Origin of the sequence: Paeniroseomonas aquatica (assembly GCF_030409335.1) — a bacterium.
GTDB classification, from domain to species: Bacteria; Pseudomonadota; Alphaproteobacteria; order Acetobacterales; family Acetobacteraceae; genus Belnapia; species Belnapia aquatica.
Genome location: NZ_JAUFPN010000069.1, coordinates 14,749 through 40,134, shown reverse-complemented (window position 1 = coordinate 40,134; position 25,386 = coordinate 14,749). Strand labels below are relative to the sequence as shown.

The 25,386-nt window shown below is 73.7% G+C and carries 26 protein-coding genes; 15 read left to right on the top strand and 11 right to left on the bottom strand.

The annotated features are described in order from the left end of the window. From QWZ14_RS07530 to QWZ14_RS07520, 3 genes are all read left to right on the top strand, one after another. Window positions 1-314: hypothetical protein (locus QWZ14_RS07530; RefSeq protein WP_290316006.1), on the top strand; the 314-nt coding region annotated here is incomplete at its 5' end. Further along, window positions 311-859, top strand: a complete 549-nt coding sequence (locus QWZ14_RS07525; protein WP_290316005.1) for a mismatch-specific DNA-glycosylase — start codon at window positions 311-313, stop codon at window positions 857-859. The genes QWZ14_RS07530 and QWZ14_RS07525, both read left to right, overlap by 4 nt. After that, complete coding sequence (locus QWZ14_RS07520; RefSeq protein WP_290316004.1) at window positions 856-2,100, top strand: MFS transporter; 1,245 nt, start codon at window positions 856-858, stop codon at window positions 2,098-2,100. Before QWZ14_RS07525 ends, QWZ14_RS07520 begins: the two co-directional genes overlap by 4 nt. Window positions 2,101-2,155: 55 nt before the next feature. On the opposite strand, the gene QWZ14_RS07515 is transcribed toward QWZ14_RS07520, so the two are convergent. The 3 genes from QWZ14_RS07515 to QWZ14_RS07505 form a co-directional block, all read right to left on the bottom strand. After that, window positions 2,156-2,563 (bottom strand): carboxypeptidase-like regulatory domain-containing protein, encoded by a 408-nt coding sequence (locus QWZ14_RS07515; protein ID WP_290316003.1) that lies wholly within the window; start codon window positions 2,561-2,563, stop codon window positions 2,156-2,158. A gap of 94 nt (window positions 2,564-2,657) precedes the next feature. Beyond that, the gene (locus QWZ14_RS07510; protein WP_290316002.1) at window positions 2,658-4,022 is read right to left on the bottom strand and encodes a trypsin-like serine peptidase; all 1,365 of its coding nucleotides are present in this window, start codon (window positions 4,020-4,022) and stop codon (window positions 2,658-2,660) included. 551 nt (window positions 4,023-4,573) lie between these two features. Continuing rightward, on the bottom strand, window positions 4,574-5,272 hold the full coding sequence (locus tag QWZ14_RS07505; RefSeq protein WP_290316001.1) for a CBS domain-containing protein: 699 nt from the start codon (window positions 5,270-5,272) through the stop codon (window positions 4,574-4,576). 143 nt (window positions 5,273-5,415) lie between these two features. Here QWZ14_RS07505 and QWZ14_RS07500 point away from each other — a divergent pair, with 143 nt between their 5' ends. Further along, window positions 5,416-6,390 (top strand): TAXI family TRAP transporter solute-binding subunit, encoded by a 975-nt coding sequence (locus tag QWZ14_RS07500; RefSeq protein ID WP_290316000.1) that lies wholly within the window; start codon window positions 5,416-5,418, stop codon window positions 6,388-6,390. Between the two features lie 119 nt (window positions 6,391-6,509). On the opposite strand, the gene QWZ14_RS07495 is transcribed toward QWZ14_RS07500, so the two are convergent. Beyond that, window positions 6,510-7,151, bottom strand: coding sequence for an efflux RND transporter permease subunit (locus QWZ14_RS07495; RefSeq protein ID WP_290315999.1), 642 nt, complete (start codon window positions 7,149-7,151; stop codon window positions 6,510-6,512). A gap of 308 nt (window positions 7,152-7,459) precedes the next feature. Between QWZ14_RS07495 and QWZ14_RS07490 the strand changes: the two genes are divergently transcribed. Further along, complete coding sequence (locus QWZ14_RS07490) at window positions 7,460-9,085, top strand: hypothetical protein (protein WP_290315997.1); 1,626 nt, start codon at window positions 7,460-7,462, stop codon at window positions 9,083-9,085. A 226-nt stretch (window positions 9,086-9,311) separates the two neighbouring features. Continuing rightward, window positions 9,312-10,685 (top strand): deoxyribodipyrimidine photo-lyase, encoded by a 1,374-nt coding sequence (locus tag QWZ14_RS07485; RefSeq protein ID WP_290315996.1) that lies wholly within the window; start codon window positions 9,312-9,314, stop codon window positions 10,683-10,685. An 83-nt stretch (window positions 10,686-10,768) separates the two neighbouring features. Here the strand turns inward: QWZ14_RS07485 and QWZ14_RS07480 are convergent, their stop codons facing one another. The 7 genes from QWZ14_RS07480 to QWZ14_RS07450 form a co-directional block, all read right to left on the bottom strand. Continuing rightward, window positions 10,769-10,924, bottom strand: a complete 156-nt coding sequence (locus QWZ14_RS07480) for an SDR family oxidoreductase (RefSeq protein WP_290315995.1) — start codon at window positions 10,922-10,924, stop codon at window positions 10,769-10,771. Then, window positions 10,924-11,142, bottom strand: a complete 219-nt coding sequence (locus QWZ14_RS07475) for a trehalase-like domain-containing protein (RefSeq protein WP_408903646.1) — start codon at window positions 11,140-11,142, stop codon at window positions 10,924-10,926. The genes QWZ14_RS07480 and QWZ14_RS07475 overlap by 1 nt, the downstream gene beginning before the upstream one ends. A 20-nt stretch (window positions 11,143-11,162) precedes the next feature. Further along, window positions 11,163-11,537 (bottom strand): GMC oxidoreductase, encoded by a 375-nt coding sequence (locus QWZ14_RS31910; protein WP_353959281.1) that lies wholly within the window; start codon window positions 11,535-11,537, stop codon window positions 11,163-11,165. A 237-nt stretch (window positions 11,538-11,774) separates the two neighbouring features. Next, the gene (locus tag QWZ14_RS07465) at window positions 11,775-12,755 is read right to left on the bottom strand and encodes a tripartite tricarboxylate transporter substrate binding protein (protein WP_290315993.1); all 981 of its coding nucleotides are present in this window, start codon (window positions 12,753-12,755) and stop codon (window positions 11,775-11,777) included. Between the two features lie 88 nt (window positions 12,756-12,843). Then, complete coding sequence (locus tag QWZ14_RS07460; protein WP_290315992.1) at window positions 12,844-13,848, bottom strand: hydroxyacid dehydrogenase; 1,005 nt, start codon at window positions 13,846-13,848, stop codon at window positions 12,844-12,846. A 23-nt stretch (window positions 13,849-13,871) separates the two neighbouring features. Further along, a complete protein-coding gene (locus tag QWZ14_RS07455; RefSeq protein WP_290315991.1) occupies window positions 13,872-14,549 on the bottom strand; it encodes an RraA family protein in 678 nt (225 codons plus the stop codon). 71 nt (window positions 14,550-14,620) lie between these two features. After that, on the bottom strand, window positions 14,621-15,601 hold the full coding sequence (locus tag QWZ14_RS07450; protein WP_290315990.1) for a tripartite tricarboxylate transporter substrate binding protein: 981 nt from the start codon (window positions 15,599-15,601) through the stop codon (window positions 14,621-14,623). A 126-nt stretch (window positions 15,602-15,727) separates the two neighbouring features. On the opposite strand from QWZ14_RS07450, the gene QWZ14_RS07445 reads away from it, so the two are divergent. From QWZ14_RS07445 to QWZ14_RS07405, 9 genes are all read left to right on the top strand, one after another. Beyond that, window positions 15,728-16,735 carry a Bug family tripartite tricarboxylate transporter substrate binding protein gene (locus tag QWZ14_RS07445; RefSeq protein WP_290315989.1) on the top strand — a complete coding sequence of 336 codons (1,008 nt, stop codon included), beginning with the start codon at window positions 15,728-15,730 and terminating at the stop codon, window positions 16,733-16,735. Between the two features lie 7 nt (window positions 16,736-16,742). After that, window positions 16,743-17,642: an SMP-30/gluconolactonase/LRE family protein gene (locus QWZ14_RS07440; RefSeq protein ID WP_290315987.1), complete on the top strand. Its 900-nt coding sequence runs from the start codon at window positions 16,743-16,745 to the stop codon at window positions 17,640-17,642. Window positions 17,643-17,665: 23 nt separating this feature from the next. After that, entirely contained in the window at window positions 17,666-18,400 is a 735-nt protein-coding gene (locus QWZ14_RS07435; RefSeq protein WP_290315986.1) for an IclR family transcriptional regulator, read from the top strand. A 272-nt stretch (window positions 18,401-18,672) separates the two neighbouring features. Then, a complete protein-coding gene (locus QWZ14_RS07430) occupies window positions 18,673-19,338 on the top strand; it encodes a cytochrome c3 family protein (protein ID WP_290315985.1) in 666 nt (221 codons plus the stop codon). Next, window positions 19,338-22,079 carry a 4Fe-4S dicluster domain-containing protein gene (locus QWZ14_RS07425; protein ID WP_290315984.1) on the top strand — a complete coding sequence of 914 codons (2,742 nt, stop codon included), beginning with the start codon at window positions 19,338-19,340 and terminating at the stop codon, window positions 22,077-22,079. Before QWZ14_RS07430 ends, QWZ14_RS07425 begins: the two co-directional genes overlap by 1 nt. Continuing rightward, window positions 22,076-23,398 (top strand): NrfD/PsrC family molybdoenzyme membrane anchor subunit, encoded by a 1,323-nt coding sequence (gene nrfD, locus QWZ14_RS07420; RefSeq protein WP_290315983.1) that lies wholly within the window; start codon window positions 22,076-22,078, stop codon window positions 23,396-23,398. Before QWZ14_RS07425 ends, nrfD begins: the two co-directional genes overlap by 4 nt. After that, window positions 23,395-23,934, top strand: a complete 540-nt coding sequence (locus QWZ14_RS07415; RefSeq protein WP_290315982.1) for a DUF3341 domain-containing protein — start codon at window positions 23,395-23,397, stop codon at window positions 23,932-23,934. Before nrfD ends, QWZ14_RS07415 begins: the two co-directional genes overlap by 4 nt. Continuing rightward, a complete protein-coding gene (locus QWZ14_RS07410) occupies window positions 23,931-24,344 on the top strand; it encodes a c-type cytochrome (protein ID WP_290315981.1) in 414 nt (137 codons plus the stop codon). Before QWZ14_RS07415 ends, QWZ14_RS07410 begins: the two co-directional genes overlap by 4 nt. Then, window positions 24,341-25,294, top strand: coding sequence for a hypothetical protein (locus QWZ14_RS07405; RefSeq protein WP_290315980.1), 954 nt, complete (start codon window positions 24,341-24,343; stop codon window positions 25,292-25,294). Before QWZ14_RS07410 ends, QWZ14_RS07405 begins: the two co-directional genes overlap by 4 nt. Window positions 25,295-25,386 lie beyond the last annotated feature (92 nt).

Here is a 25,386-nt window from a genome sequence, read left to right as displayed (position 1 = left end):
TGCGGCTGGCCGCCTCGGCCGGCGCCACGCCGGAGGCCGCGGCGCAAAGCTGGGGCGCGGTCGGCGCCGACTTCCAGATCGACGCCCTGCGCCAGGCGACCGCCGCCGCCCCCGCCCCGGGGCCCTTCGGCGCCCGGGCACGGGCGGCGCTGCTGGCCGACCTCGGGGCGATCCAGGCACGGCTGGCCGCCGCCCGGCTGGCCGGCGGCGCGCCGGCGGATGCGGCGGTGGCCGGGCTGGTGCGGGAGGCGGCGCAAGCCGGCGACCTCGCCGCCATCGGCGTCGCCTGCCATGCGCTGGCGGGGCTGGCGTGACCCCGGCCCTGCCCGACCTGCTGCGGCCCGGACTGCGGCTGGTCTTCTGCGGCACGGCGGCCAGCCATGAGTCCCGCCGCATCGGCGCCTACTACGCCGGCCGGGGCAACCGCTTCTGGCCGGTGCTGCAGGCGGCCGGCTTCACCCGCTGCCTGGTGCGGCCGGCCGAGTATCGCCGCCTGGCCCGGGCCGGCATCGGCCTGACCGACCTCTGCAAGACCGCGAGCGGCATGGACCGCGACCTGCGGCCGGCGGATTTCGACACGCCCGGCTTTGTCGCCCGCATGGCCCGGTGGCGGCCCGCGGCCATCGCCTTCACCAGCCAGGAGGCCGCGGCCGCGGCGCTCGGCCTGGCGAAGCGGGCCCTGGCCTTCGGGGCGCAGCCGGAGGGCCTGGTGGCCGCGGCGGCGCCGGGGCTGGCCTTCGCCCGGCTCTTCGTCCTGCCGAGCCCCTCGGGCGCCAACGGCCATTGGGCGGCGCTGCGCCACCATTGGGCGGATTGCGCCCGCAGCCTCGGCTTCGCCGCACCGGCAATGGCGGCATGAGCCGCAAGGCCTGGGCCTGGGCCCTGTACGACTGGGCGAACAGCGCCTTCCCCACCGTGGTCTCGACCTTCGTCATCGCCACCTACTTCTCCCAGGGCATCGCCCCGGACCCGGCCACCGGCCAGGCGCAATGGGGCTGGATGCAGACCGCGGCCGGGCTGACCATCGCCCTGCTCTCGCCGGTGCTCGGGGCGGTGGCGGATGCCGGCGGGCGGCGGCGCCTCATGCTGGGCTGGTGCACCGGGATCATGGTGGCGGCGACCGCCGGCCTCTGGTTCGCCCGGCCCGATCCGGGCTTCACCCTCTGGGCGCTGGCCTGCGTCGGCATCGCCACCGTCGCCTTCGAGCTCGGCACCGTGTTCTATAACTCGCTGCTGCCGCAGGTGGCGACGCCGGCCGAGATCGGCCGGGTCTCCGGCCTCGCCTGGGGCCTCGGCTATGCCGGCGGGCTGGTCTGCCTGGTGGTGGCGCTGCTGCTGCTGGTGCGGCCCGATCCCTCGCCGCTGGGGCTGGACCGGGCCAGCGCCGAGCATGTCCGGGCCACGGCGCTGCTGGTCGCCCTCTGGGTGGCGCTCTTCGCCTGGCCGGTGCTGCTGCTGCTGCCCGATGCCGGCGGCGCCAGGCCGGGCTGGGTCGCCGCGGCGCGGGCCGGCCTCGCCGAGATCCTCGGGCTGCTGCGCGGCCTGCCGCGGAACCCGGTGCTGGCGCGCTTCCTGCTGGCGCGGCTGTTCTACACCGACGGGCTGAACACCCTCTTCGCCTTCGGCGCCATCTACGCCGCCGGGGTCTTCGGCATGAGCGTCGAGGAGATCCTGCTGTTCGGCATCGCGTTGAACCTGACCGCCGGCCTGGGCGCCGCCGGCTTCGGCCTGATCGAGGACCGGGTCGGCTCGCAGCGCGTGGTCATGGTGGCGCTCGGGGCGCTGATCCTGCTCGGGTCCGGGTTGCTGGTCGCCGAGGGCAAGACCGCCTTCTGGGCCCTGGCGCTGGGCCTCGGCATCTTCATCGGCCCGGCCCAGGCCGCGAGCCGGACGATGATGGCCCGGCTCGCCCCGGCCGAGGAGGCCGCGGCGCATTTCGGCCTGTTCGCGCTCAGCGGCCGGGTCACCGGCTTCCTCGGCCCGCTGGCCCTGGCGACGGTCACCGGGGTGACCGGCAGCCAGCGCGCCGGCATGGCGACCGTCGTCGTCTTCCTGGCGCTGGGCGCCGCCATCCTCGCCGGGGTGCGGCCGCGCCCCTGAGGGCTGCCTCCGGTCGGACGGAAGCGTCCGACCGGAGGCAGTCGCGCGCCGGGCCTCAGTTCCGCGTCCGCAGCTCGCGGTCGGGCTGCCGCGGCAGGCGCGGGGGCGGCACCTCCTCGGCGCTGCGCGGCGGGGCCGAGGACCGCAGGGTCGACGGGCGGACCGGCCCGCGGCCGCGCGGCGCCTCGGACTCGATCTCCGCCTCCGCGGCGGATTGCAGCGTGATGTCGCAGCGGGTGATGCGGCGCGCCCGCACCGGCACCTGGCCGGACACGGTCTGGAAGCCGTCGCAGACCACCTGCAACATGTAGCTCCCGGGCGTGAGGTCGCCGAACTCGAACTGGCCGCTCCCGTCGGTGATCGCGGCCAAGTCGGTATGCGCCGGCCCCGCCACGATCATGACGGTGGCGTCCGGGATCGGCTGGTCGCTGATGGTCAGAATCGTGCCTGCTATGGCTGCCATGTCCTGTTGTCCCTTCTGCATGCGTCGCTCCGGCGGCGGGATGGCCCCGCCGCCGGCGTCTCGCCGGGCTTCGCGCCGATGCCGGCGCGCCGGCCTAGCCGCTCGCCAGCGTGGTCCGGAAGCCGGGCGTGCGCTGGCCGGCGGTGCCGGCGGTGGCGCTGCCCTGGAGACTCGTCATGCCCTCCTGGCGCCAGCGCTTGAGGTTGGCGAGCACCGGCGCGGTGATCCGCGTCGCCGAATTGCCGGACATGGAGCCGTTGGTGTGGATGCCCACCATCAGCCGGGCGCCGTCCGCCCGCCGCAGCCAGACCGGGCTGCCGGACTGCCCGCCCATGGTGGCGGTGTTGTAGACGATGGTGCGGGGGGTCAGCGAGGTGGCCTTGCGGCCGGCGTACCACAGCGTGCCGGCCGGCTTGTCGCCGGGATAGCCGGCGGTGTTCAGCTTGCGGCTGAGCAGTTCCTGGTCCTGCAGGCTGGCGAAGCCGAAGGCGCTGACATGGGGGATGCGGCAGCTCGTGGGCAGGATGATCGCGGCATAGTCGAAGTCGCGCTGCCCGTCGTTGACCCAGCCACGCACCGAGCGCAGCCCCACCGCCTTGCAGGAGCCGAGCGGCTTGCTGGCGCCGTTGCGGCCCGGCGAGACCGTGATGGAGCGGACCCAGCCCCCCTGCTGGCGCATGAAGACGCAATGGCCCGCGGTGATGACCGTGCGCGGCGCGACCAGGGCGCCCGAGCCGAGGAATTTCCGGCCATTGGCGGCGATGATCTCGAGGTGGCAGATCCGCTTCCAGGGGACCGCGGTGGTATTGAGCACCTGCGTCCGGTCGTCCCGGTCGATGATCATCTCCAGCTGCTGCGAGGCCGCCTCGAGCGCCGCCTCGTCCAGCCCGGCCTCGAGGCCGCCGGCCTCGCGCCGCGGGCCGCTGACCCGCCGGCGGCCGAGGCGCTGCAGGATGCCGCTGACGGCGCCCGGCAGGTTCTTCGCCGCGGCACTGGCCACCGCGGGGACGACCGTCTTCAGCAGGATCGGCATGAGCGGCGCCAGGAATTGGAAGAATTCCTGCTGCTGGCTTTCCGAGGCCTCGCCGTACCAAGCATCGACGACCGCCTCGGCATCCGCCTCCTCCGCGGCCTCCTGTGCACTCTCGTCCCAGCCCTCGACGGATTCGAATTGCGCCTCGGCGCCGCTCTCCTCGGCGGCTTCAAACGAGACGCTGAAGGGGCCGAGGTTGAAGCCGAAGCCCTCGTCGGTCACGGCCTCGCCGCCGTCGCCGCCTTCGTCGCCCCCGGCCTGCTGCGTCGTCTCGCTCGGAATCGAATAGGAGACGACGGCATGCGAGGCCCGGAGCGAGCTGGCCGCCTCGCCATTTGCCTCGGTGGCCTCGTTCTCGGCCCCGTATTCCGGCACGGTTTCGCTGCCGCCATTGACGACGGCTTCGTTCGCCATCGAACTGGACATCTTTGCCCTCCCGTTACTGATGAAACAGACCAGGCTATTTATAAATAGACAGCATCGGCGACGCGCAATCGGCGCATGCGTTGCATTCTTGAGCCGTCGTATTGCCGGCCTGCTGTACATTCATGTACTTTGCGTCGCTTCATTTGTTTTGCGCCGGCAGCGATAGCACTCGACTGCCACAAAATGCTGATCATTGGCGGCAAAACATGTCAAGATAATTAATTACGTAATAAATGGTTCTTTTGGACCGGCAATCCAACCGCGGTGTTATGTCCCGCCGCCAGGCCTGCGCCCGGCATGGGCCGGCGGCGCCAGGCAACCGGTGAACCCGGAGAAAGGGGCAGGACAGGGCCCGGCGAGGCCGTGGCGGAGATGCCGCCGGCTCGGATGGCCCTGCGGGGTGCTGGGGATGGTGACGTCGGGCTCAGGCGCCGGCCCGGGATGGGGGTACCCCGCGGGCCGCCCGCGCCGTCACCGGCCGGCGGCTGGCAGCAGCTCCGTCCGGGCGGCGCAGGAGCAGCCCGGACGCGCCTGCCGCAGGCCGCGGCGTGTCAGGCCGCGATGTAGAGGTAGCTCGGCATCGGGCGGGTCTCGTCCACCACGCCGGTCACCCCCGGCACGTTCTCCGCCAGGACCCGCAGCCCGCGCTTCACCGCCTCGGTCCGCATGAAGCCGTGGAAGGTGACCACCCCGCCGGCGACCTCGACCATGGTGTAGAAGGTATCGGCCCAGGGCTGCTTGCGCATCGCCGCCATGACGGCGAGGCGGATGCGCTCGTCCGACAGGCCATCGGCGGCCTGGGGCGGGGCCACCAGGGCGCGCAGCAGGTCGGCCCGGCTCACCAGCCCGCGCAGCCGCCCCTCCTGCACCACCAGGACGCGGCGGATCCCCTTTTCCTCCATCAGATGGGCGATCCGGGTGACCGGGGTGGCCTCCGTCACCGTCACCACGGTCTCCGTCATCACGTCCGCGGCGGTCACCCCATGGGTGCGGGCATAGCGCTCGGCCTGCTCGGCCGGGTCGGCGAAGAGCCCCCGCAGCCAGCTGGCGGGGCGGTCCTCCTGCCCGGCGAGGCGGCGGATGAGGTCGGCCTCGGTCACGATGCCGCAGAGCTTGCCCGCGCCGTCCAGCACCGGCACGGCGGAGATGCCCCGCTCCGCCAGCAGCCGGGCCACGGCGAGGACCGGGGTCTCGGGCGGGACGGTGACGACATCGGGCGTCATCAGGTCACGGGCGTTGAGGCTGCTCACGGCGGGATCCTCCTTCTGCGATGCGCGGAGGATGCGCCGGGGCCGGCCGCCTCGCCTTGATCCGGCGCAAGGGCCGGGCTTTCGCCGCGCCACCGTCATGGCTATGTCTGTCGTGCCGAATGACGAACCGGGAGGATACATCGATGAATGGTTTCACGCGCCGCGGCGCGCTCACGGCCGGTGCCGCAGCCCTGGCGCTGCCGGGCCTGGCCCGGGCGCAGGGCACCCAGCTGGCGATCGCCACGGGCACCACGGGCGGCGTCTATTATCCGCTCGGCGGCGGGCTCGCCAATATCCTCTCCCGCACCATCCCGGGGCTGAGCGCGACGGTCGAGGTCACCGGCGGGTCGGTGGCGAACAACCAGCTGCTGGGCGCCGGCCGGGTCGGGCTGATCTTCAGCCAGGTGGATGCCAGCGTCGACGCGGTGCGCGGCGAGGACCGCTTCCGCGGGCGGCCGGTGAAGGTGCGGGCGATCGCGGTGCTCTATTCCAACCGCATGCAGGTGGTGACCACGGCCGCCACCGGCATCACCAGCCTGGGCGACATGAAGGGCAAGCGCGTCTCGACCGGCGCGCCCGGCTCGGCGACCGAGGTGATGGCCTTCCGGCTGATCGAGGCGGCGGGGCTCGACCGCGACAAGGACTTCCGGGCGCGGGAGCGGCTCTCCCCGGCCGAGAGCACCAATGCCATGAAGGACGGCAAGCTCGACGCCTACTTCTTCGTCTCCGGCGTGCCGACCAGCGCGGTGACGGATCTCGCGGCCTCGCCGGGGATCACCGCCCGGCTGGTCGACCATGCCGAATTCGTGCCGAAGATCACCGAGAAGTACGGCCCGGTCTATTTCCCCGAGGTGATCCCGGCGGGGACCTATCCCGGCCAGACCACCGACAACAAGCAGATGTCGGTCGCCAATATCCTGGCCGTGCTGGACACCATGCCGGACGCCATGGTGACCAAAATCCTCGAGAGCACCTGGGCCGGGCGGGCCGAGCTCGCCCAGGTGCATGCCGAGGGCCGCGGCTTCACCCTCGACCGGCAGAAGACCGCCGCCGCGGGCGTGCCCTGGCATCCGGCGGCCGAGGCCTTCTGGAAGGCCCAGGGCGCGACCCTGGCCTGAGCGCCCGGGTCGGCCGCGGCCACGCCCGGCCGCGGCCGGCCCGCCGCGGCCGGCGACCCAGGCGTGGAGGCTCGGCAGCACCAGCAGGGTCGGCATGGCCGCGGTCGCCGGCCCGCCGGTCACCACCGTCGCCAGCGGCCGCTGCACCTCGGCGCCGGCGCTGGTCGAGACCGCCATCGCAGGAAGCCGAGGCTGGCCGCGGTCGCGGTCGTCAGCACCGGCCGCAGCCGCAGCATCGCCGCGTCGCGCGCCGCCGCCAGGGCGTTCCTCCCCTGCCGCCGCTGCTCGACGATGGTGCTGACCAGCACCACGCCGTTCAGCACCGCGATGCCGAACAGCGCGATGATGCCGCCGGTCGCGGCGAAGGGCAGGTTGATGAAGATCAGCCCGGCCAGCCGGACACTGCCGAACATGACGTAGAGAATGGCGAAGATCAGCGCCTGGGCAGCGGGCACCACCAGGGTCGGCCGCGCCGTCGCCTCCCGCAGTGTCTCGAACTGCCCGCCCCATTCGATGCTGCAGCCGGGCGGCAGGCGGACCTGCCTGGCATCGGCCGCGCCGGGGACCCGCGCCAACGCCTGCAGCGTCGCCTCGGCGACGCTCCGCAGCGCGGCCGCCACGGCCCGGAGGCCGAAGTTGCGGATGGCCTCCGGCGTGGGGGTGAGATCGGCCGGGAGAGGCGCCTCGGGCGTCGCGGGCGCTGCGGGCACGGTCGCCGCGGTCGCCGCGGTCGCCAGCAGGACGCTGCGACGATCGATCATGCCATGGTTCCAGTGCCCGCTTCGGTCAGGTCCGCGCCCGGGTCTGCTCGCCTGCGTGGACAGGCTTTACGGGTGAACCGCCACTGGCGGTAGCGCGGCGCCATCCGGCACCCCGTGTCGACATTGAAAAATGCCTGCCAGGCCCCGCCATTACTTGAGCTGAGAATACTTCGCATGAGCATCCGGGACCGTTTGTTTACGGTATCGTGTTTTTACTCGGCTTCGTTGTTTCTCCAGCCTGACTGCCCAATGACCGGCGCGATGCATGGCACGCGGCCGGTGATGCTAAGCACTCACCGGAGACACCGATGGACACGCTGTCGGAGGTGGCGGGCGGCGCCACCCATCGCGCGCGGCGGAACGCCGCCTTTCCCAGGGCCACCATCCTGTCCAGCATGGCCCTGGTCGCCGGGGTCGTGTTCCTCAGCATCCTCTGGCGCAACGGCGGGGAGTTCGCCTACACCCTCGATGCGCCCTATACCCACATGGCGCTGGCCAACCAGATCCTGCACGGCACCTACGGGCTCAACCCCGGGGAGCCCGCCTCGCCCAGCTCCTCGATCCTCTACCCCTTCCTGCTGGCCGCCCTGTCGCTGCTGCCGATCGGCCAGTTCGCGCCCCTGCTCGTCTGCCTCCTGGCGACCGGTGGCGCGGCGCTGCTGATGCATGCCGTCGCCGAGGAGGTCGGCATCGAGGTGGGCCGGCTGACCACGCTGCAGCTCGCCGCCATCACCGTCACCGTCACCCTCGCCTTCAACATCGTCGGCCTGGCCTTCGCCGGACTCGAGCATTCGCTGCACGTGACGCTGACCATCGCCTCGCTGCTGGGCATGCTGCGCTTCATCCGGCGGCGGCAGGCGGATTGGTGGTGGCTGCTGGCCATCGCCATGATGCCCCTGCTGCGCTTCGAGGCGGCGGCGGCGCTGGCGGCCGACCTGCTGGTGCTGGTGGCCTTCGGCAAGTGGAAGCATGCGCTCGGCATCGGGGTGCTCGGCGCGGCCGGCGTCGTCGGCTTCGGCCTCTTCCTGCACTCGCTCGGCCTGCCCTGGCTGCCGAGCTCGGTGCTGTCGCGCTCCGAGGTCGCCAGCCAGGGCATCGGGCTCGGCGATCATGGCGCCTTCGGCCTGGTGAAGGCGGTCTATTCCACCTTCCGGACCAATATCGTCGCCTATGGCGGCACGCTCATCTCCATGCTGATCGTCGCCTCCCTCTGGGGCATGGCACGGGGACCGCTGCCGCCGCGCCCCGACGCTTCCGGCTGGATCAAGCCGGCCGCGGTCGGCTTCTTCCTGGTTATCGCCCTCGCCCAGCTGCTCGGCGGCAGCCTGGGCTCCTTCTCGCGGTACGAGATCTACGTGCTGGCGCTCGGCGGCTGCACCGTGCTGGTGGCCTGGAGGCCGGCGATCAACGACTGGCTGCGCGGCATCACCTGGCGGCGTTGCCTCGGGGCCTGCGCGGCCATCCTGTTCCTCTTCATGGGCTACGCCTTCCGCACGGTCGACGCGGTGTCGGCGACCGGCAATGTCCACGACCAGCAGATGCAGCTGCACCGCTTCGTCGTCGACTATTGGCAGCGCCCCTATGCGGTCAACCACCCGGGCTGGGTGAACTGGCAGAACCCACACTACATGCTGGAGCTTTCCGGCCTGGGGTCCGAGCAGGCCCGGCTCGGCCGCGGCACGGGCGAAACCCTGGAGGCGCTGGCCCGGGAGCGTGGCGTCGACCTGGCCATGCTCTACGACAATGCAGCACCGACCCCGCCGGCGAGCTGGACGCGGGTGGCGACGCTGCGGCTCCGCGGCCGGGTGATCTCGGCGGTGGGCCCCAGCGTCAGCTTCTATGCGACGCGACCGGAGGCGGTGGCCGGCCTCACGGCCGCGGTCTCGCGCTTCGCGCTGGGCCTGCCGCGGGGCGCGACCTTCGATCCGCCGTGAGGCGACGGGGCGGGCCTGACGGGGGTGGCGTGACCACCTGCGGCCCGCCGGCGTGAGGCCGCGGCGGCCAGGCTGCCGTGGCGCCAGGGCGGCGTCGGGCCACCCGTGAGGCCACGCCGCGGGCAACAGCCATGCTTGCCAACCACCCACCCCGGCATATTTCCCCTGCTTCATGGAAGCAGGGGGCCAAGGGGCGATGGGACCGGAAGGGGATCGGATCCGCGTATTGAACGAGGCGGCCGTCGCGGAGAAGGGCGATTACGTCCTCTGCCTCCTGCAGCAGGCGCATCGGTCCCGCTTCAATGCGGCGCTCGAATTCGCGGTCGGCGAGGCGAACCGCCTGAAGCTTCCGGTGGTTGCCTGCTTCGGCCTGCTGGATGGCTCGAACGGCTTTCCCGAAGCCAATGCCCGGCATTATGCCTTCCTGCTGGATGGCCTGGCGGATGTCGCGCGGGGCCTGGCGGAGCGGGGCATCGGCTTCGTCGCGCGGAAGGGATCACCGGCCGAGGTGGCCGTCGCCCTGTCGCGCCGCGCCGCGACACTGGTCATCGACCGCGGCTACCTCACCATTCAGAAGACCTGGTATGCCGAGATCGCCAGGGCCGCCGCGGTGCGCGTCGTGCAGGTCGAGGGCGACGTGGTGGTACCGGTCGGGGTGGCCTCCGACAAGCACGAGTACGCCGCCCGCACCCTGAGGCCGAAGATCAGCCGCAGGATGCCGGGGTTCCTCGCGGGCCTGGACCCGGCCGAGGTGGCCCACCGCGCCGATGGCCTGACCCTCGATGGCCTGGACATGTCGGATCCCGCGGCGGTGCTGGCGGGCATGACGCTGGACCGCTCGGTGGCACCCGTGCGGCGCTTCCGCGGCGGCGAGACCGAGGCGCGGAACCGCCTGAGGACCTATCTGGCCGGGCCATTCCGCAACTACGGCGCGGAGCGCGGCAAGCCGGAGGCCGGCGCAGCCTCCCACATGAGTCCCTATCTCCACTACGGGCATATCTCGCCGGTCGAGATCGTGCTGGCCGTCCGGTCCGCCGAAGGCAGCGAGGAGGACAGGAGCGCCTTCATCGAGGAGGTCGTGGTCCGCCGGGAGCTGGCGATGAACCACGTCCACTACACCGAAGGCTACGACCGCTACGACTGCGCCATACCGGCCTGGGCCCGCGCGACCCTGGAGGAGCACGGCCGGGACCCGCGTCCCCACCGCTACAGCGACGACGAGCTCGCCGAGGGCCGGACGCACGACCATTACTGGAATGTCGCAATGGCCGAAATGCGCGAGACCGGCTACATGCACAATCATCTGCGGATGTACTGGGGCAAGAAGATCCTCGAGTGGTCCGAGACGCCGCAGCAGGGCTTCGAGCGCACGCTGCGCCTGAACAACCGCTACTTCCTCGATGGGAGGGACCCGAATTCCTTCACCAATGTCGCCTGGATCTATGGGCTGCATGACCGCCCCTGGGCCAGGCGGCCAATCTTCGGCACGGTCCGCTACCAGAGCGAGAACTCGCTGATGAAGATCGACGCGAAGGCCTATGAGGCCGCCGTGGACGCGCTATGCCGCGCCGAAGGTGCCGGACGTCCCGGCGAGACATAGCCCCTGTCGCGTCGATTTTCGCGATGGGCTTCGTTCCAGACGACCGAATGCGACACGCCCGATGATACCCCCGGATGCATCGCTCATCCGCCCGTGGCAAAGCCAGGATAGAGCGTCATGCCACCACCGACGAAGAGCGTCGCCCCCGTCACGTAGTCGGCGGCGTCGGACGCCAGCCAGACGGCGGCCTGGGCGATGTCATCCGGCTCGCCGATGCGCTTGTAGGGCACCAGTGTCATCAGGTCGGCATAGGCCGCCGGGGTCTCCCAGGCCGAGGAAGTGCGCAGCAGCGGCGCCGGCGCCAGCGGCCGTTCTCGGGCCCGCCGAGCAGCGCCGCGAAGCAGGCGGCGCTGTCGAACCGCGGCAGGGCCAGCCAGTCGATCGACCCGTTGCGGCCGACCAGGGCCGTGGTCTCGCAATTCCCGATCAGGGCGTAGTCCTCGATCCGCTGCGCCATCGGGCACTCCTGGTCATCGGTCAGGCTGCGGCGATGCGGTCGGCGACACGCGGCGCATTGGCGATGATGGTCAGCGTCGGGTTCACCGCCCCGGTGGAGGGGAAATAGCTGGCATCGGTGACATAGAGGTTGTCGAGCCCGTGGGTGCGGCAGTCGAGGTCCAGCGCCGATGCCGCCGGATCCTCCCCGGAGACCAGCGTGGTGCATGACCTCAATCTTGAACAGGGTGACGTCGCTCTGATCGGGCGCAGTGTCGTTGCTGTCGCCGATGCGGCCGAACGATCGCCCGGTCCCGGCTTCGGCCAGATGTCCGGTGCAGCGGATCGATACGCTGCGGACCCGCGGTCGCTGTAGCGCAGGAGGCCGCCGGTCCTGCAGCGCCCGGTCGAGGGCATCGGGGATGAGCCCGGCATGGGCGTCGGCGATACCCGCGAGTACCGCCAGGGCCGCCTCCAGGGCGACGATACCAGCGCGGGCGCGCAGGGGTCCTCCTGCACGACACCCGCGATGTCGTGGCCTATGCGCGGGTCGGCGCGGGATTCCTCGAACCGGTAGCGCGGGCAGAGCCGGTCCCGGAGGTGGGGCCATGCGGCGCGGCCGGCAGCATCACCCGGCCGGCCTCCCGCCGCCGTTCAATTCCACGGCGTGGTTTCCCAGATCCGGCGGTAGCGGGCCTCCTGCGCCGGCATCTCCGCCTCCCATGCCGCCCCGGGCAGGTAGGCGAGCGGCAGCTCCAGCTGCTTCGCCCGCTCGAGCCATTCGGGCTTGGCCATCACCCGCCCGATCGCCGCCTCCAGCCGGGTGGCGACCTCCTCCGGGATGCCGCGCGGCGCGGCGAGGCCGCGCTCGCTGGTCATCACCACGTCGAAGCCCGCCTCGCGGAAGGTCGGGATCTGCGGCATCAGCTCCCAGCGCCGCTCTCCCATGGCGGCGAGCGGGCGCAGCGGCGGGCTCTCCTGCCCGAGGCTGCCGATCTCGCCGAGGTTGAGCCCCGCCACGTCGATATGCCCGGCCAGCACCGCGTTCTTCACCAGCCCGGCGCCGGCGAAGGGGGCGTGGATGAATTCGGTGCCGGAGGCGGCCTGCAACAGGGTCAGGCCGAGATGGTCGTCGGTGCCGACGCCCGAGGAGCCGACGCTGATCGTCCCGGGCTTGCGGCGCGCCGCCGCGACGAGATCCTCGAGGCTGCGATAGGGCGAGTCCTGGCGGACCACGAAGGCCGTCGGATCATCCACCAGCCGGGCGATGGGGCGGATCTTCGCTCGGTCGTAGCGCACCCGCCGCTCGAGCGGCACGGAGAGGTAGCCGGGGGTATTGATGGCGCCGATCGTATAGCCATCCGGCTTCGCCGCCTGCAGGGCGACATAGGCGGTCTCGCCGCCGGCGCCCGGCCGGTTGAGCACGACGACATTCGCCCCGGGGAGCTCGGCGGCGAGGAAGAGCCCCAGCGCCCGCACCATGACATCGGTGCCGCCGCCCGGCGCGAAGCCGACGATGACCTCGATGGAACGGCCCGCCGGCCACTGGGTCTGGGCCAGGGCGGGGCGAGGCAGCGCAAGGGCGGCGGCGCCCGCGACGCAGAAGGCACGGCGTCCGATTGTCTTGTCCTGCATCCTCACCATTCCTCTGCTGTGTCTGGCCGTCGTGCCTGGCCTCTGCGGGACCCGGAGCAGCCTGTCCGGGCGCCCCGGTCCGCGCCGCTCAGGCTGCCGCGAGGCGGAGCCCGCCCGGCACCACGATCGCACCCTGCAGCGCCGGCAGCCGGCCCGCGAGGACCGCGACGATGCTCTCCGCCGCGCCGGTCGACATGCCGACCGCGCCGCGCGGGGTATTGGCCGCGAGATGCGGCGTCGGCAGCACGCGCGGATGGCCGCGCAGCGGGCTGGCCAGGTCCAGCGGCTCGCGCTCGAAGACATCGAGGCCGGCCCAGGCGAGGTGCCCGCCATCGAGCGCGGCCAGCAGCGCCGCCTCGTCGACGATGCCGCCGCGGGCGGTATGGACCAGGATGGCGCCGCGCGGCAGCAGGGCGAGCTCCGCCGCGCCGATCAGGCCGCGGGTGGTCGCGTCCAGCGGGCAATGCAGCGACAGCACCTCGGCGCGCGCCAGCAGGGCCTCGAGGTCGGCGACCCGCTCCCCCGGCCCTGGCAGCGGCCCCGCGGGGAGCAGCGGGTCGTAGGCCGCGACCCGCATGCCGAAGGCCTCGGCCAGGCGTGCGACCTTGGAGCCGATGGCGCCATAGCCGAGGATGCCGAGCGAGACGCCGTCCACGTCGCGGGTCATGCGGGAGGTCTTCTCCCAGAGCCCGTCCCGCATGCCGGCCTGCACCGCGGGCAGGTCCTTCAGCATGGCGAGCATCAGCGCCATGGCATGTTCGGCGACCGAGCGGGAATTGGCCCCGGCGGCGCGCGTCACGGTCAGGCCGCGGGCCTCGGCGGCGGCGAGGTCGATGCCGTCCACCCCGGCGCCGTGGCGGGCGATGACGCGCAGGGCCGGCGCCGCGGCCTCCATGACGGCGGCGTTGATGATGCCCTGGCGGTGCAGCAGGGCGATGGGGCGGTGCGTGGCGACGGCGGCGAGCAGCTCGGCTTCAGAGGGATAGCCGGAGGTGCAGGGCACGGCGTAGCCGGCCGCCTCCAGGATGGCGACGGCCTCCGGCGCGAGCTTCGCGGCGGTGACGAGGACGGCGGGCTTCGCGGCGTCGGGCATGGGGTGCTCTCTCGGGACAGGAGTCAGGCCAGGCCGGCGCAGCCCAGGCGGCGCAGCGCGGCGTCCACCCAGGCGGCGTCGTGGGTGCCGGCCTCGATGCTCGCCATCTGGCGCGCCTCGGCCGCGGCCTTCTCGGTGGCGGCGGCGTGGACCGCCGCGACCGCGTCGAAGGGGACCGCGAGCAGGCCGTCCTCGTCGCCGAGCATCAGGTCGCCCGGCTCGATCACCATGCCGTCGATGGCGATGGGGACATTGATCTCGCCCGGGCCGTCCTTGTAGGGGCCGCGATGGGTCACGCCGGCGGCGAAGACCGGGAAGCCCTGGGCGCGGATCGCGGCGCTGTCGCGGATGGCGCCGTTGAGTGCGATGCCGCCGAGACCGCGCCGGACCATCTGCGCCAGCATCAGCTCGCCGATGAGGGCGTTGGTGAGGTCGCCGCCGCCATCCACCACGATGACGTCGCCCGGCCTGGCGAGCGCGATCGCCTTGTGGATCATCAGGTTGTCGCCGGGGCGGGTCTTCACGGTCAGCGCCGGGCCGGCCATGCCGCCGCCGCCATGCATCGGCCGCAGCCGCGGGCCGGCGGCGGTCATGCGGGCCATGACGTCGCTGACATTGGCGACGGGCAATGCCCGGAACCGCGCAACGGCCTCGGCGCCGACCTCACGGCTGCGCGGCAGGATCCTGAAACCGACGGTCATGGACGACGCCTCCCCGGGGTGATGCCGGGGCTGATAGGCGCGGCCACCAAAAAACGCAACGTCATTCTGTTTTATTCCTTCCAGGGATGCCGTTCCCAGAGGGCGCGCAGCGCCGCCTCGCCGCCCAGCGCCGCCTCGCGGTAGGGGGCGCCGACCAACGGATGCAGGATCAGCCCGGCCCGCGCGGCCGCCTCGGCCCAGGCCGGGTCGGCAAGGATGGCGGCCAGCGCCGCTTCGAGCGCCGTGCGGACCGGCTCCGGCAGCCTCGGCGGCCCGAACAGGCCGCGGCCGGCGGAGAAGGCCAGGTCCACCCCGCCCTCGCGGTAGGTCGGGATCCCGGGCGCCGCCGCGCCCCGCTCCGGTGCGGCCAGGGCGATGCCGCGGATGGCGCGGTCCCGCAGCAGCGGCAGCGCCTCGCTGAGGTTGAAGGCGCCGACATCGAGCTGGCCGCCCAGCAGCGGCACCAGGATCTGCGAGGTGCCGTTGAAGGGGATGTGGTTCAGCCGCACGCCGGCCTTCTCCTCCAGCAGCAGGGCGGCGATGTGGTCGTCCCCGCCGATGCCGGCGGTGCCGTAGGCGAGGTCGCCGGGCTGCCTGCGGGCCGCCGCCAGCAGGCCGGGCAGGTCGCGCAGCGGGCTGTCGGCGCGGACGAACAGGCCGCAGGGGTCCTCGACCACCTGGGCCAGCCAGGTGAGCTCGGCCGGGTGCCAGCGGACGGGGCGCTCGATCGGCTGGCTCAGCACCGTGGGCGTGGCGCAGGCGCCGAGGGTGAAGCCGTCCGGCGCGGCATTGGCCACCGCCTCGGTGCCGACCTGGCCGCCGGCGCCGGCCTTGTTGGAGACGATGACGCGGGCACCCGGCAGCCGGGCCGCGAGGAAGGGCGCGATGGTGCGCGCCATGGCGTCCATCCCGCCGCCGGGCGCGAAGGGGACCACGATCTCGATCGGCCGGCCGGCGGGCCAGGCCGGCTGGGCCAGGACCGGCCGGACCAGGATTGGGCGGGCCAGCGCGGCCGTGGTGGCGGCGAGCAGGGTGCGGCGGACGAGGGGCATGGCGTTGGCGGACCTCCGGGGCGCAGCTTTGCTTGACAGGCCGCGTCGCGGCTGGCGTATAGCGAAACGCCGTTCTGAAATACAACATCAATCGCCCTGTCGACGTCACCGGGAAGGAAGCCGCCCATGCACCAGCGCCGCCAGCTCCTCCATGTTGCCCTCGCCGGCGCCGGCCTGGGCGCCGGCCTGGGCGCCGGCCGCCATGCTTTCGCCCAGGGCGATGCCTGGCCCTCGCGGCCGGTGCGGATCGTCGTCGCCTGGGCACCCGGCGGCGCGGTCGACACCATCGCCCGCCGCCTCGGGCAGACGCTCTCGGAGCAGCTCGGCAAGCCGGTGGTGGTCGAGAACAAGTCCGGTGCCACCGGCACCATCGGCGCCGCCGAGGTGGCGCGCGCGGCGCCCGACGGCCACACGCTGCTGGCGATGGACAATACCTATGCCATGCTGCCCTACCTGTTCCAGAAGCTGCCCTTCGACCATGCCGCCGCCTTCCGGCCGGTGACGGTCAGCGCCTTCTCCCCGGTCATGCTGGCGGTGCACCGCGATGCGCCGTGGCGCGACCTGGCCGCCCTGGTCGCGGCGGCGAAGCAGGACCCGGAGAAGATCACCTACGGCACCGGCGGCATCGGCAGCGCCCCGCATTTCGCCACCGCCGCCTTCGCCCAGGCCGCCGGGGTGACGCTGTTCCACGTGCCCTTCCGCGGCGCCGGCGAGGCGGTGACGGCGGTGCTCGCCCAGCAGGTGGACATGGTCATGGTCTCGCTCGGCTCGGCGCTCGGGCATGTCCGCGGCGGGCTGCTGCGGCCGCTGGCGATGAGCGGGACGGCCCGCACCGCCGCCCTGCCCGACGTGCCGACCTTCGCGGAGGCCGGCCTGCCCGGCTTCGGCCCGCATGGCGAGGGGGTGGTGAACTGGTCCGGCCTCGCCGCCCCCGCCCGCACGCCGGATGCGGTCGTCGCGCGGCTGCAGGCCGAGGTGGTGACCGCGCTGCAGGCACCGGTCCTGCAGGAGTTCCTGGCCTCGCTCGCCTCCGCCCCCGGCGGCATGCCGCCGGAGGCCTTCGCCGCGCTGCTCGCCGAGGAGACCGTGCGCTGGCGCGATGTCGCCGGCGGCGCGGGCATCGAGCGACAGTAGCCCGGGCATGGCCTTCTTCGCCCCGCCCCCACGGCTCGGGACCGAGGTCTTCACCCGCCTGCCCGACCGCTACCGGCGCCCGCGCCCGACCGAATGGGCGCGCTGGAACCGCGGCGGGCGGGAGATCGACAGCTTCCTCGAGGGCCCCTGCTTCGATGCCGAGGGCCGGCTCTATGTCACCGACATCCCCTTCGGCCGGATCTTCCGGATCTCGGCGGGCGGGGCATGGGAGCAGGTGGCGGACTACGACGGCTGGCCGAACGGGCTGAAGGTGCTGCCGGACGGCCGGCTGCTGGTCACAGATTACCGCCGCGGGCTGGTCAGGATCGACCCGGCGACCGGCGGCATCACGCCGGTTCTCGAGACGGCGCGCAGCGAGGGCTTCAAGGGGCTGAACGACCTCTGCCTCGGCGCCGATGGCAGCGTCTTCTTCACCGACCAGGGCCAGACCGGGCTGCACGACCCGACCGGGCGGGTCTACCGGCTGTGGCCGGACGGGAGGCTCGAGCTGCTGATCGGCACCGTGCCCAGCCCGAACGGCATCGTCGTGGCGCCGGACCTCTCGCACCTGCTCGTCGCCGTGACCCGCGCCAACCAGGTCTGGCGCCTGCCGCTGCACGGCGACGGCGCCGTCACCAAGGCGGGGATCTTCGCCCATCTGCATGGCGGGCCCGGCGGGCCGGACGGGCTGGCCTGGGACCCGGAGGGCAACCTGCTGGTCGCGCATACCGGCATCGGCACCGTCTGGCGGCTCTCGCCGCGCGCCGAGCCGATGCTCGGCATCACCTCCGGCGCCGGCGCCTCCACGACCAATCTCTGCCTCGACGGCCGCGAGGTCTTCATCACCGAGAGCGAGACGGGCAGCATCCTGCGCGCCCGGCTGGAGCCGCAGGCAGCGGCACGGTAGGTAAGCCTGGAAGGAGGCACTGCATGGCCGCTGGACCGAAAACCCGCCCGGCAGTGGAAGGCGTCGCCTCGGCCGATCGGGCGCTGACCCTGCTCTCGGCCTTCCGCAAGGGCGACCGCGCGCTGTCCCTGGCGGAACTCGCCGCCCGCACCGGCCTGGTGAAGAGCACCATCATGCGCCTCGCGGTCTCGCTGGAGGCGCATGGCTACTTGGCGCGGACCGGGGACGGCGGCTACCGGCTGGACGCGGAGGTGCTGCGGCTCGGCACGATCTACACCCAGTCCTTCCGCATGGAGGCGCATGTGGTGCCGGTGCTGGAGGAGCTCGTTGCCCGCACCGCCGAGACGGCGGCCTTCTATGTCCGCCGCGGCGAGCAGCGGCTGTGCCTGTTCCGCGCCGACAGCCCGCATCTGCTGCGGATGCATGTCCGGGTCGGGGATGCGCTGCCGCTCGACAACTCGGCCATCGCGCAGGTGCTGCGGGCCTTTTCGCCGCGGCCCCTGCCCGCCTATGTCGCGGCGCTCGACCTGCCGATCGTGTCCCTCGGGGCGACCGACCCGCATACCGGGGCGATCGCCATGCCGGTCTTCGGTCCCGGCGATGTCCTGGCCGGCGCGCTGGCCCTCTCGGCGCCGGTCAGCCGGTGGACGCCCGAGGTGGTCGCGGCGGCGCGCCCGGTCCTGGCCGAGGCCGCGACGACCCTGACCCGGCGGCTCGGGGGGGAGATGCCGGAACTGCCGCGCGCGGCGGCGGAGTAGAACCGCCGCCCTCGGCCATATCACCGCCAGCGCGTATCCCGCCGAATGGGCGCAGGGGCTCGAAGCGTGGCCGATATGGGGGGGTGCCGCTTCGCCATCGCCATCGCCAGCCGACCGGTCAGCCCTGAGCCGGCACGGAACGGTGCTCCCGCATCGCCTCACCCCGGCGCAGCCAGTCTCGGACGGCCGCCGAAACCGCGGGCTTGATGACATTTCGGTAAACTCGGGCAGGTCGCTCGCGTTACCCCGGCCGTTACAGCTGCCGGAGCCGCATGCCGCAGGTCTTTTCCCCCAGGTCGGATCGCCGGCTGCGCCTGGCGCTGTCCATCGGGGCGGCGATGCTGCTGCTGATCCTGGCGGTGGGCTTCGCCTATGCCCGGTCGGGTGCCGCCTGGGCGGTAGGCAAGCCGGCGGCGCAGCCGATCCCCTTCAGCCATGCGGTCCATGCCGGCGGCCTCGGCCTCGATTGCCGCTTCTGCCATGCCGGCGTCGAGCAGGCCGCCGCAGCCGGGATGCCAACCGCCGAGACCTGCCTCGGCTGCCACAGCCGGGTCTGGACCGTGACCCCGCAATTCGCCCCGCTCGCCACCGCCCTGGCCCGGGGCACGCCGGTCGAGTGGTCCTCGGTGCATCGGCTGCCGGATCATGTCCGCTTCCACCACGCCGCCCATGTGCGCTCCGGCGTCACCTGCCAGACCTGCCACGGTCCGGTCTGGGAGATGCCGCGCACGGTCAAGACGGAGACCCTGTCCATGGGCTGGTGCCTCGACTGCCACCGCGACCCGGCGTCGCGCCAGGGCCCCGCCGACCAGGCCTTGGCGCGCGATCCGGCCGGGGGGCCGCCGCCCGACCGTCCCTTCGGCCTCGCCGCCCGTCCGGTGATGCACCAGGGGATCGAGGTCTCGCCGCTGACCCGCTGCTCGACGTGCCACCGCTGATGCCGCCCCATCCCATGGGCGAGACCGCCGGCCGCCGCGACGTCCTGCTGATGGGCGCCTCCGTCGCGCTCGCCGCCGCCGGCTGCGACGGGCCGGACGAGCATGGCCACCCGCTGCATGCCCGGCCGCGCGGCGTGGCGGCCGAGGATGCCAGCTACGCCACCGTGCTGGACCTCGAAGGCCTGGGCCGCGGCGTGCTGGTCCGCACCCGGGCCGGGCATGCGGTGAAGCTGGAGGGCAATCCGCAGCACCCGGCCAGCCTCGGCGCCACCGATATTTTTGCCGAAGCCGCGGTGCTGTCGCTGCACGACCCCGAGCGCTCCCGCCGTATCCGCCGCGATGGTGCGCCGCTGCCGCCGGCCGAGCTCGACGCCGCCCTGGCCGAGGCCCGCGCCGCCTTGCGGACGGCCGGCGGTGCCGGGCTGCGGCTGCTGACCGGGCCCATCGCCTCGCCCACCCTGGCGCGGCTGATCGGCGAGGTGCTGGCAGCCTATCCCGGCGCCCGCTGGCACCAGCACGACCCGCTGGCCGATGATGCGGCGCTGGCCGGGGCGATGGCCGCCTTCGGCCGGCCGGTCGCGGTGCTGCCGGACCTCGGCCGGGCCCGGGCGGTGCTCTGCCTCGGCGCCGATCCGCTGGGGCCGGGACCGGCGCAGCTGCGCCAGGCCCGGGACTGGAGCAGCGGGCGCCGGGAAGGCCGGGCCGCCGGCCGGATGCCCCGGCTCTTCGTCGCGGAAGCCTCGCCCAGCCTGACCGGGGCCCGGGCCGACCGCCGCATCCCGCTGCACCCGGCCGAGGCCGAGGGCTTCGCCCGCGCCGTCGCCGCGGCGCTGGGCGTGCCGGGCCTGGCGCGGCAGGGGGCGCATCCCGAGGCCGCCGGCATCGCCGCCGCGCTGCGGGAGGCCGGGCCGGCGGGGCTGGTATTGGCCGGGCGCGGCCAGCCGCCGGCGGTGCATGCCCTGGCGCTGGCGATGAACCAGGCACTCGGCGCCCCCGGCACGTCCCTGCGGCTGACCGTCCCGCCGCTGGCCCAGCCGGAGCCGATGGCCGCCTCGCTTGCCGGGCTGACTTCCGCCATGGCGGCCAACGAGGTGACGCATCTGCTGGTGCTCGGCGCCAATCCGCTGGCCGAGGCGCCGGCGGCGCTCGGCTTCGCCGCGGCGCTGCGCCGGGTCGGCTTCACCCTGCATGCCGGGCAATGGGTGGACGAGACGGCGCATGCCTGCCGCTGGCACGTGCCGCTGCCGCATCCGCTGGAGGCCTGGGGCGATGCCCGCGCCTCCTGTGGGACGCCCGCGATCCGCCAGCCGGTGACCCTGCCGCTGGTCGAGGCCGCACGCGGCGAGGCCGAGCTGCTCTCCGCGCTGCTCGGCCCGCCGCAGACCGCGCGCGCGGCGGTCGCCAACACCTGGCGCACCGCCTGGGGCGAGGCGGACTTCGAGTCCCGCTGGGATGCCGCGCTGGAGGCCGGCATCGCCGGCGAGCCCGCCCCCGCCATCGCCCCCGCGCTGCGCCCCGATTGGGACCGGCCGGGCGAGGCGGCGCCCGCGACCCTGACGGCGGTCTTCGCCCCCGACATCGGCCCCGAGGCGCAGAATGCCTGGCTGCAGGAGATGCCCCGCCCGCTGACCGGCCTCGCCTGGGGCAATGCCGCGCTCTTCGACCCGCTGACCGCGGCGACCCTGGGCCTCGCCCCGGGCGACGAGGCGGAACTGACGCTGGAGGGCCGCCAGGTGCTGGCCGCCTGCTGGCCGGTGCCAGGCCAGGCGCCGGGCTGCGTCACCCTGCCGCTCGGCGGTGGCCGGCGGGCGGCGGGGGCTGTCGGCACCGGGCGCGGCTTCGATGCCAACCGGCTGCGCCCGGCCGATGGCGCCTGGGCGGCGCCGGGCCTCGCCGTGCGGGCCACCGGCCGGCGCGCTGCGCTGGTCGCCACCCAGGCGCACCACCGCCCGGACGAGGCCGGGGCGGTGCCGCGGCTGGCGCCGGGCGAGGCGCTGGCGCCGATCCAGCCCGGCGCCTCCCTGCATCCGGACTGGGCCTATGAGGGCCGCGCCTGGGCGATGAGCATCGATGTCGATGCCTGCATCGGCTGCAACGCCTGCGCTATCGCCTGCCAGGCGGAGAACAACGTCCCGGTGGTCGGCCCGGAGGAGCTGGCCCGCGGCCGCGGCATGCACTGGCTGCGGATCGACCGCTACGATGCCCCGCCGGCGGCACCTGCCGCCGCCAGCTTCCAGCCGGTGCCCTGCATGCATTGCGAGAAGGCGCCCTGCGAGCCGGTCTGCCCGGTGAACGCCACGGTCCACGACAGCGAGGGGCTGAACGTGATGGTGCATGCCCGCTGCGTCGGCACCCGCACCTGCTCCAACAACTGCCCCTACAAGGTTCGCCGCTTCAACTGGGACGACCATCGCCGGGCGCTGGACACGCCGCGCCGCAACCCGGAAGTGGCGCTCCGGCCGCGCGGGGTGATGGAGAAATGCACCTATTGCAGCCACCGGATCACCGCGGCGCGGACCCAGGCCGGGCTAGAGGGCCGCGCGCTCCGCGACGGGGAGGTCGAGACCGCCTGCCAGCGCGCCTGCCCGACCCAGGCCATCACCTTCGGCGACCTGAACGCGCCGGGCAGCGCCGTCGCCGCGCTGCGCCGGGACGGCCGCAGCTACGCCCTGCTCGGCCATCTCGAGACCCGGCCGCGCACCACCTACCTGGCCCAGACCGTCCCGGGCGAGACGGCATGAGCCTCTCCACCGCGCCCGTCGTCGCCGCCACGCTGCGGCCCGGCGGCTGGGGCTTCCGCATCGCGCTGCTGCTGGCGCTGGCCGGCGTCGCGGTGCTGGCCGGGGCGGTCAGCACGCTGCTGGTCCTCGGCATCGGCGTCTGGGGCAACAACATCCCCTATGTCTGGGGCTTCGACCTCATCGCCTATGCCTGGTGGATCGGCATCGCCAATGCCGCCAGCCTCTTCGCCGCGGTGCTGGTGCTGCGCCGGCACGGGCTGCGGACCGCGGTGAACCGCTTCGCCGAGGCGGTGGCGCTGGCCGCCGTGCTGGCCGCCGCGCTCTATCCCATATTGCATCTCGGCCGGCCCTGGCTGTTCGGCTGGACCATCCCCTATCCCGCGACCACCCGGCTCTGGCCGCAGTTCGGCAGCCCGCTGGTCTGGGATTTCTGGGGGATCATGGCGCATGTCGTCGTCACCTCGCTGTTCTGGTTCATCGGGCTGATCCCAGACCTCGCCACGCTGCGGGACCGGGCGGCGACGGAGGGGCGCTGGGCCATGGCGCGGGCCTATGGGCTCTTCGCGCTGGGTTGGCGCGGCTCGGTCGTGCACTGGCACCGGCATCAGGCGGCCTATCGGTTGGTTGCCGCGCTGGTGCTGCCGCTGCTGCTCTCGGCGCAGACCGTGGTGGCGCTGGAATTCGCCACCACCCTTGTCCCGGCCTGGCACCAGGCGCGGCTGCCGGTGCATGTGGTGGTGACCGGCCTGCCCTCGGGCATCGGCGTGGTGCTGGCCATGGCGGCGGTGCTGCGGCAGGCGCTCTCGCTCGAGCGCTTCGTCGATGCCGAGGACATGGACCTGCTGGCCCGGCTGCTGGCCTGCGCCGCCCTCGCCTCGGGCGCGGCCTATGCGCATGAGCTGGTCACCGGCCTCTACCTCGAGGATCCCGAGACCCGCGCCGCCCTGGCCGCCCGCGCCTTCGGCACCGGGGCGCCGGCCTATTGGGGTGCCGTGCTGCTGGCGGTGCTGCTGCCGCAGCTGCTGTGGCGGCAGGGGCTGCGGTCGCGGGCCTGGGTGGTGATCCCGGTCGGGCTGCTGGCGGCCGCCGGGGTCTGGCTGGACCGCTGGTCGCTGGTGGTGGGCGGGCTGCTGCGGGAACGCCTGCCGGCCCATGCCGTGGCCTATGCGCCGAGCCCGGCCGAATGGGCGCTGCTCGGCGGCAGCGCCGCGCTGTTCGCCGCCGCGCTGCTGCTGTTCGGCCGCTACATCCCGGTGGTGGCGATCTTCGAGATCCGCCACGAGGAAACGCTCACCGAAGCGGCGGAGGAGGAACGATGAGCCAGCCGCCGCCGCAGGGCGCCATCGCCGAATTCACCGAGGTCGACGGCCTGATTGCCGCGGTGCGGGCCGCCCGCGCCGCCGGCTGGTCGCGGCTCGATGCCCATGCGCCGCATCCGGTGCCGGAGGCCGCCGAGGCGCTCGGCGCGCGGGCCGCGCCGGTCGCCTGGATCGCCGTCGCCGCCGGGATCTTCGGCGCGGCGACGGCCTATGGCACCGAATGGTATCTCTCGGTGCACGACTATCCGCTGAACGTCGGTGGCCGGCCGATGGATGCCTGGCCGGTCTTCCTGCCGGCGGCCTATATCGTCGGCGTGCTCTGGGCGGCGGCGGCGGCGCTGCTCGGGATGCTGCGGCTGAACCGGCTGCCGCGGCTGCACCACCCGGTCTTCCAGGCCCGCGGCTTCCACCGCGCCAGCCAGGACCGCTACTTCCTGCACCTGTCGGCCGAGGATCCGCTGTTCGAGCCGGAAGCGGCGCTGGAATTCCTGCGCGGCCTGGCGCCGCTGCGGGTCTCCGTGGTGCGCGCCGCATGAGGTGGGCGCTGCCCCTGGTGCTGCTGCTGGCCGGTTGCGACGGCTGGCCGGAGAGCCCGAAGCCGCCGCCCCCCGCCGCGCCGCCCGAGGGTGCCATCCCGCGCGGCGAGGCCGCCCGCCGCGCCGCCCTGGCGCCGCCCGGCCCGCCGGTCGATGCCGCGCTGCTGGCCGAGGGCGCCGGGCGCTATGCCATCTACTGCACCCCCTGCCATGGCCCCGGCGGCCGTGGCGACGGCGTGGTGGTCTCGCGCGGCCATCCGCCAATCCCGCCGCTGCCGGCCGATCCGGCACGGACCATGGCGGCGATCGCAGAAAACCTCGCCGGGGCGCATCCGGTGGCGGACCGGCTGGACGCCAGGCAGCGCTGGGCGGTGGCGCGGCATGTCGCGGCGCTGCGGGGCGGGCCGTGACCGAGTTCATCGTGCCATGGATCGCCCCCTGGGCGGAGGCCTGGCTGCCGGCCTTCCTGCTGGCCGCCGGGCTGACGCTCGGTGCCTTGGTGACGCTGGCGCTCGGCCACCTGCTGGGCGAGGCCTGGCTGGCGCCGCTGCGGCCGCCGCTCGCCGCCATGGCCCGCGCCGCGCCGGTGCTGCTGCCCCTGGCCCTGCCGCTGCTGCTGGCCGCCCCGGCGCTGTATCCCTGGGCGGCGACACCCTTGCCGGGCACCACGGACTGGTACGCGCCGGAGGTCTTCCGGCTGCGCAGCCTGGCCCTGCTGCTGCTCTGGGCCGGGCTCGGCCGGCTGCTGGCGCGGCCGCGGCTGCGCGGCCGCACCGCGGGCGCGGCGCTGCTGCTGCTGGTGCTGACGGGGGCGCTGGCCATGGAGGACTGGGCGCTGTCCCGCGATCATGCCTGGACCGGCAGCCTCCAGGGGCTGGCGCTGGTCGTGGAGCAGGCCGGAGCCGCCATGGCGCTGGCGACGCTGGTGGCGCTGCGCCGTGCCATGCCCGGCGAGGATGCCCGCACCGGCCTGGAGCGGGCGCTGCTGACCTTCGCCATGGCCACGCTCTGGCTCTGGTTCGTGCAGTACGTCGTGGTCTATGCCGGCAACCTGCCGCGGGAGGCCGCCTGGTACCTGCGCCGGTCGGAGGCGCCCTGGGGCTGGGTGAAGGCCGGGATCGCGCTGCCGGCGCTGCTGGCGGCGATCGGGCTCGCTCTGGTGCCGCAGTGGCGGCGCTGGCGGCTGGCCGCGGTCGGCGCCCTGCTGCTGGTGCAGCACCTCGCGCATCTGGCCTGGGTGGTGCGGCCGGATGCGGCGCTGACCGGCAATCCGACCCCGGCGCTCGCCGATGCGCTGGTGCCCGCCGCGATGGCGCTGGCCGTCGCCGTGGCCTGGCGCCGTTCCGCGCGGCCGGCCTGACGGCGGAGGCGCCCCTCCCGCGATCATTCCGCCGGCCTCGCCGGCATCCATTGCGGTTAACTCCGCGTTAGCCGCAACGCCGGGCAAGAGAA

Coding starts and splice junctions, on each gene's coding strand:
- QWZ14_RS07520 (WP_290316004.1), top strand. CDS start 856: ATGAGCCGCAAGGCCTGGGCCTGGGCCCTGTACGACTGGGCGAACAGC.
- QWZ14_RS07515 (WP_290316003.1), bottom strand. CDS start 2,563: ATGGCAGCCATAGCAGGCACGATTCTGACCATCAGCGACCAGCCGATC.
- QWZ14_RS07510 (WP_290316002.1), bottom strand. CDS start 4,022: ATGTCCAGTTCGATGGCGAACGAAGCCGTCGTCAATGGCGGCAGCGAA.
- QWZ14_RS07500 (WP_290316000.1), top strand. CDS start 5,416: ATGAATGGTTTCACGCGCCGCGGCGCGCTCACGGCCGGTGCCGCAGCC.
- QWZ14_RS07495 (WP_290315999.1), bottom strand. CDS start 7,151: ATGATCGATCGTCGCAGCGTCCTGCTGGCGACCGCGGCGACCGCGGCG.
- QWZ14_RS07490 (WP_290315997.1), top strand. CDS start 7,460: ATGGACACGCTGTCGGAGGTGGCGGGCGGCGCCACCCATCGCGCGCGG.
- QWZ14_RS07480 (WP_290315995.1), bottom strand. CDS start 10,924: ATGACACTGGTGCCCTACAAGCGCATCGGCGAGCCGGATGACATCGCC.
- QWZ14_RS07475 (WP_408903646.1), bottom strand. CDS start 11,142: ATGGCGCAGCGGATCGAGGACTACGCCCTGATCGGGAATTGCGAGACC.
- QWZ14_RS31910 (WP_353959281.1), bottom strand. CDS start 11,537: ATGCCCTCGACCGGGCGCTGCAGGACCGGCGGCCTCCTGCGCTACAGC.
- QWZ14_RS07465 (WP_290315993.1), bottom strand. CDS start 12,755: ATGCAGGACAAGACAATCGGACGCCGTGCCTTCTGCGTCGCGGGCGCC.
- QWZ14_RS07460 (WP_290315992.1), bottom strand. CDS start 13,848: ATGCCCGACGCCGCGAAGCCCGCCGTCCTCGTCACCGCCGCGAAGCTC.
- QWZ14_RS07455 (WP_290315991.1), bottom strand. CDS start 14,549: ATGACCGTCGGTTTCAGGATCCTGCCGCGCAGCCGTGAGGTCGGCGCC.
- QWZ14_RS07450 (WP_290315990.1), bottom strand. CDS start 15,601: ATGCCCCTCGTCCGCCGCACCCTGCTCGCCGCCACCACGGCCGCGCTG.
- QWZ14_RS07445 (WP_290315989.1), top strand. CDS start 15,728: ATGCACCAGCGCCGCCAGCTCCTCCATGTTGCCCTCGCCGGCGCCGGC.
- QWZ14_RS07440 (WP_290315987.1), top strand. CDS start 16,743: ATGGCCTTCTTCGCCCCGCCCCCACGGCTCGGGACCGAGGTCTTCACC.
- QWZ14_RS07435 (WP_290315986.1), top strand. CDS start 17,666: ATGGCCGCTGGACCGAAAACCCGCCCGGCAGTGGAAGGCGTCGCCTCG.
- QWZ14_RS07430 (WP_290315985.1), top strand. CDS start 18,673: ATGCCGCAGGTCTTTTCCCCCAGGTCGGATCGCCGGCTGCGCCTGGCG.
- QWZ14_RS07425 (WP_290315984.1), top strand. CDS start 19,338: ATGCCGCCCCATCCCATGGGCGAGACCGCCGGCCGCCGCGACGTCCTG.
- nrfD (WP_290315983.1), top strand. CDS start 22,076: ATGAGCCTCTCCACCGCGCCCGTCGTCGCCGCCACGCTGCGGCCCGGC.
- QWZ14_RS07415 (WP_290315982.1), top strand. CDS start 23,395: ATGAGCCAGCCGCCGCCGCAGGGCGCCATCGCCGAATTCACCGAGGTC.
- QWZ14_RS07410 (WP_290315981.1), top strand. CDS start 23,931: ATGAGGTGGGCGCTGCCCCTGGTGCTGCTGCTGGCCGGTTGCGACGGC.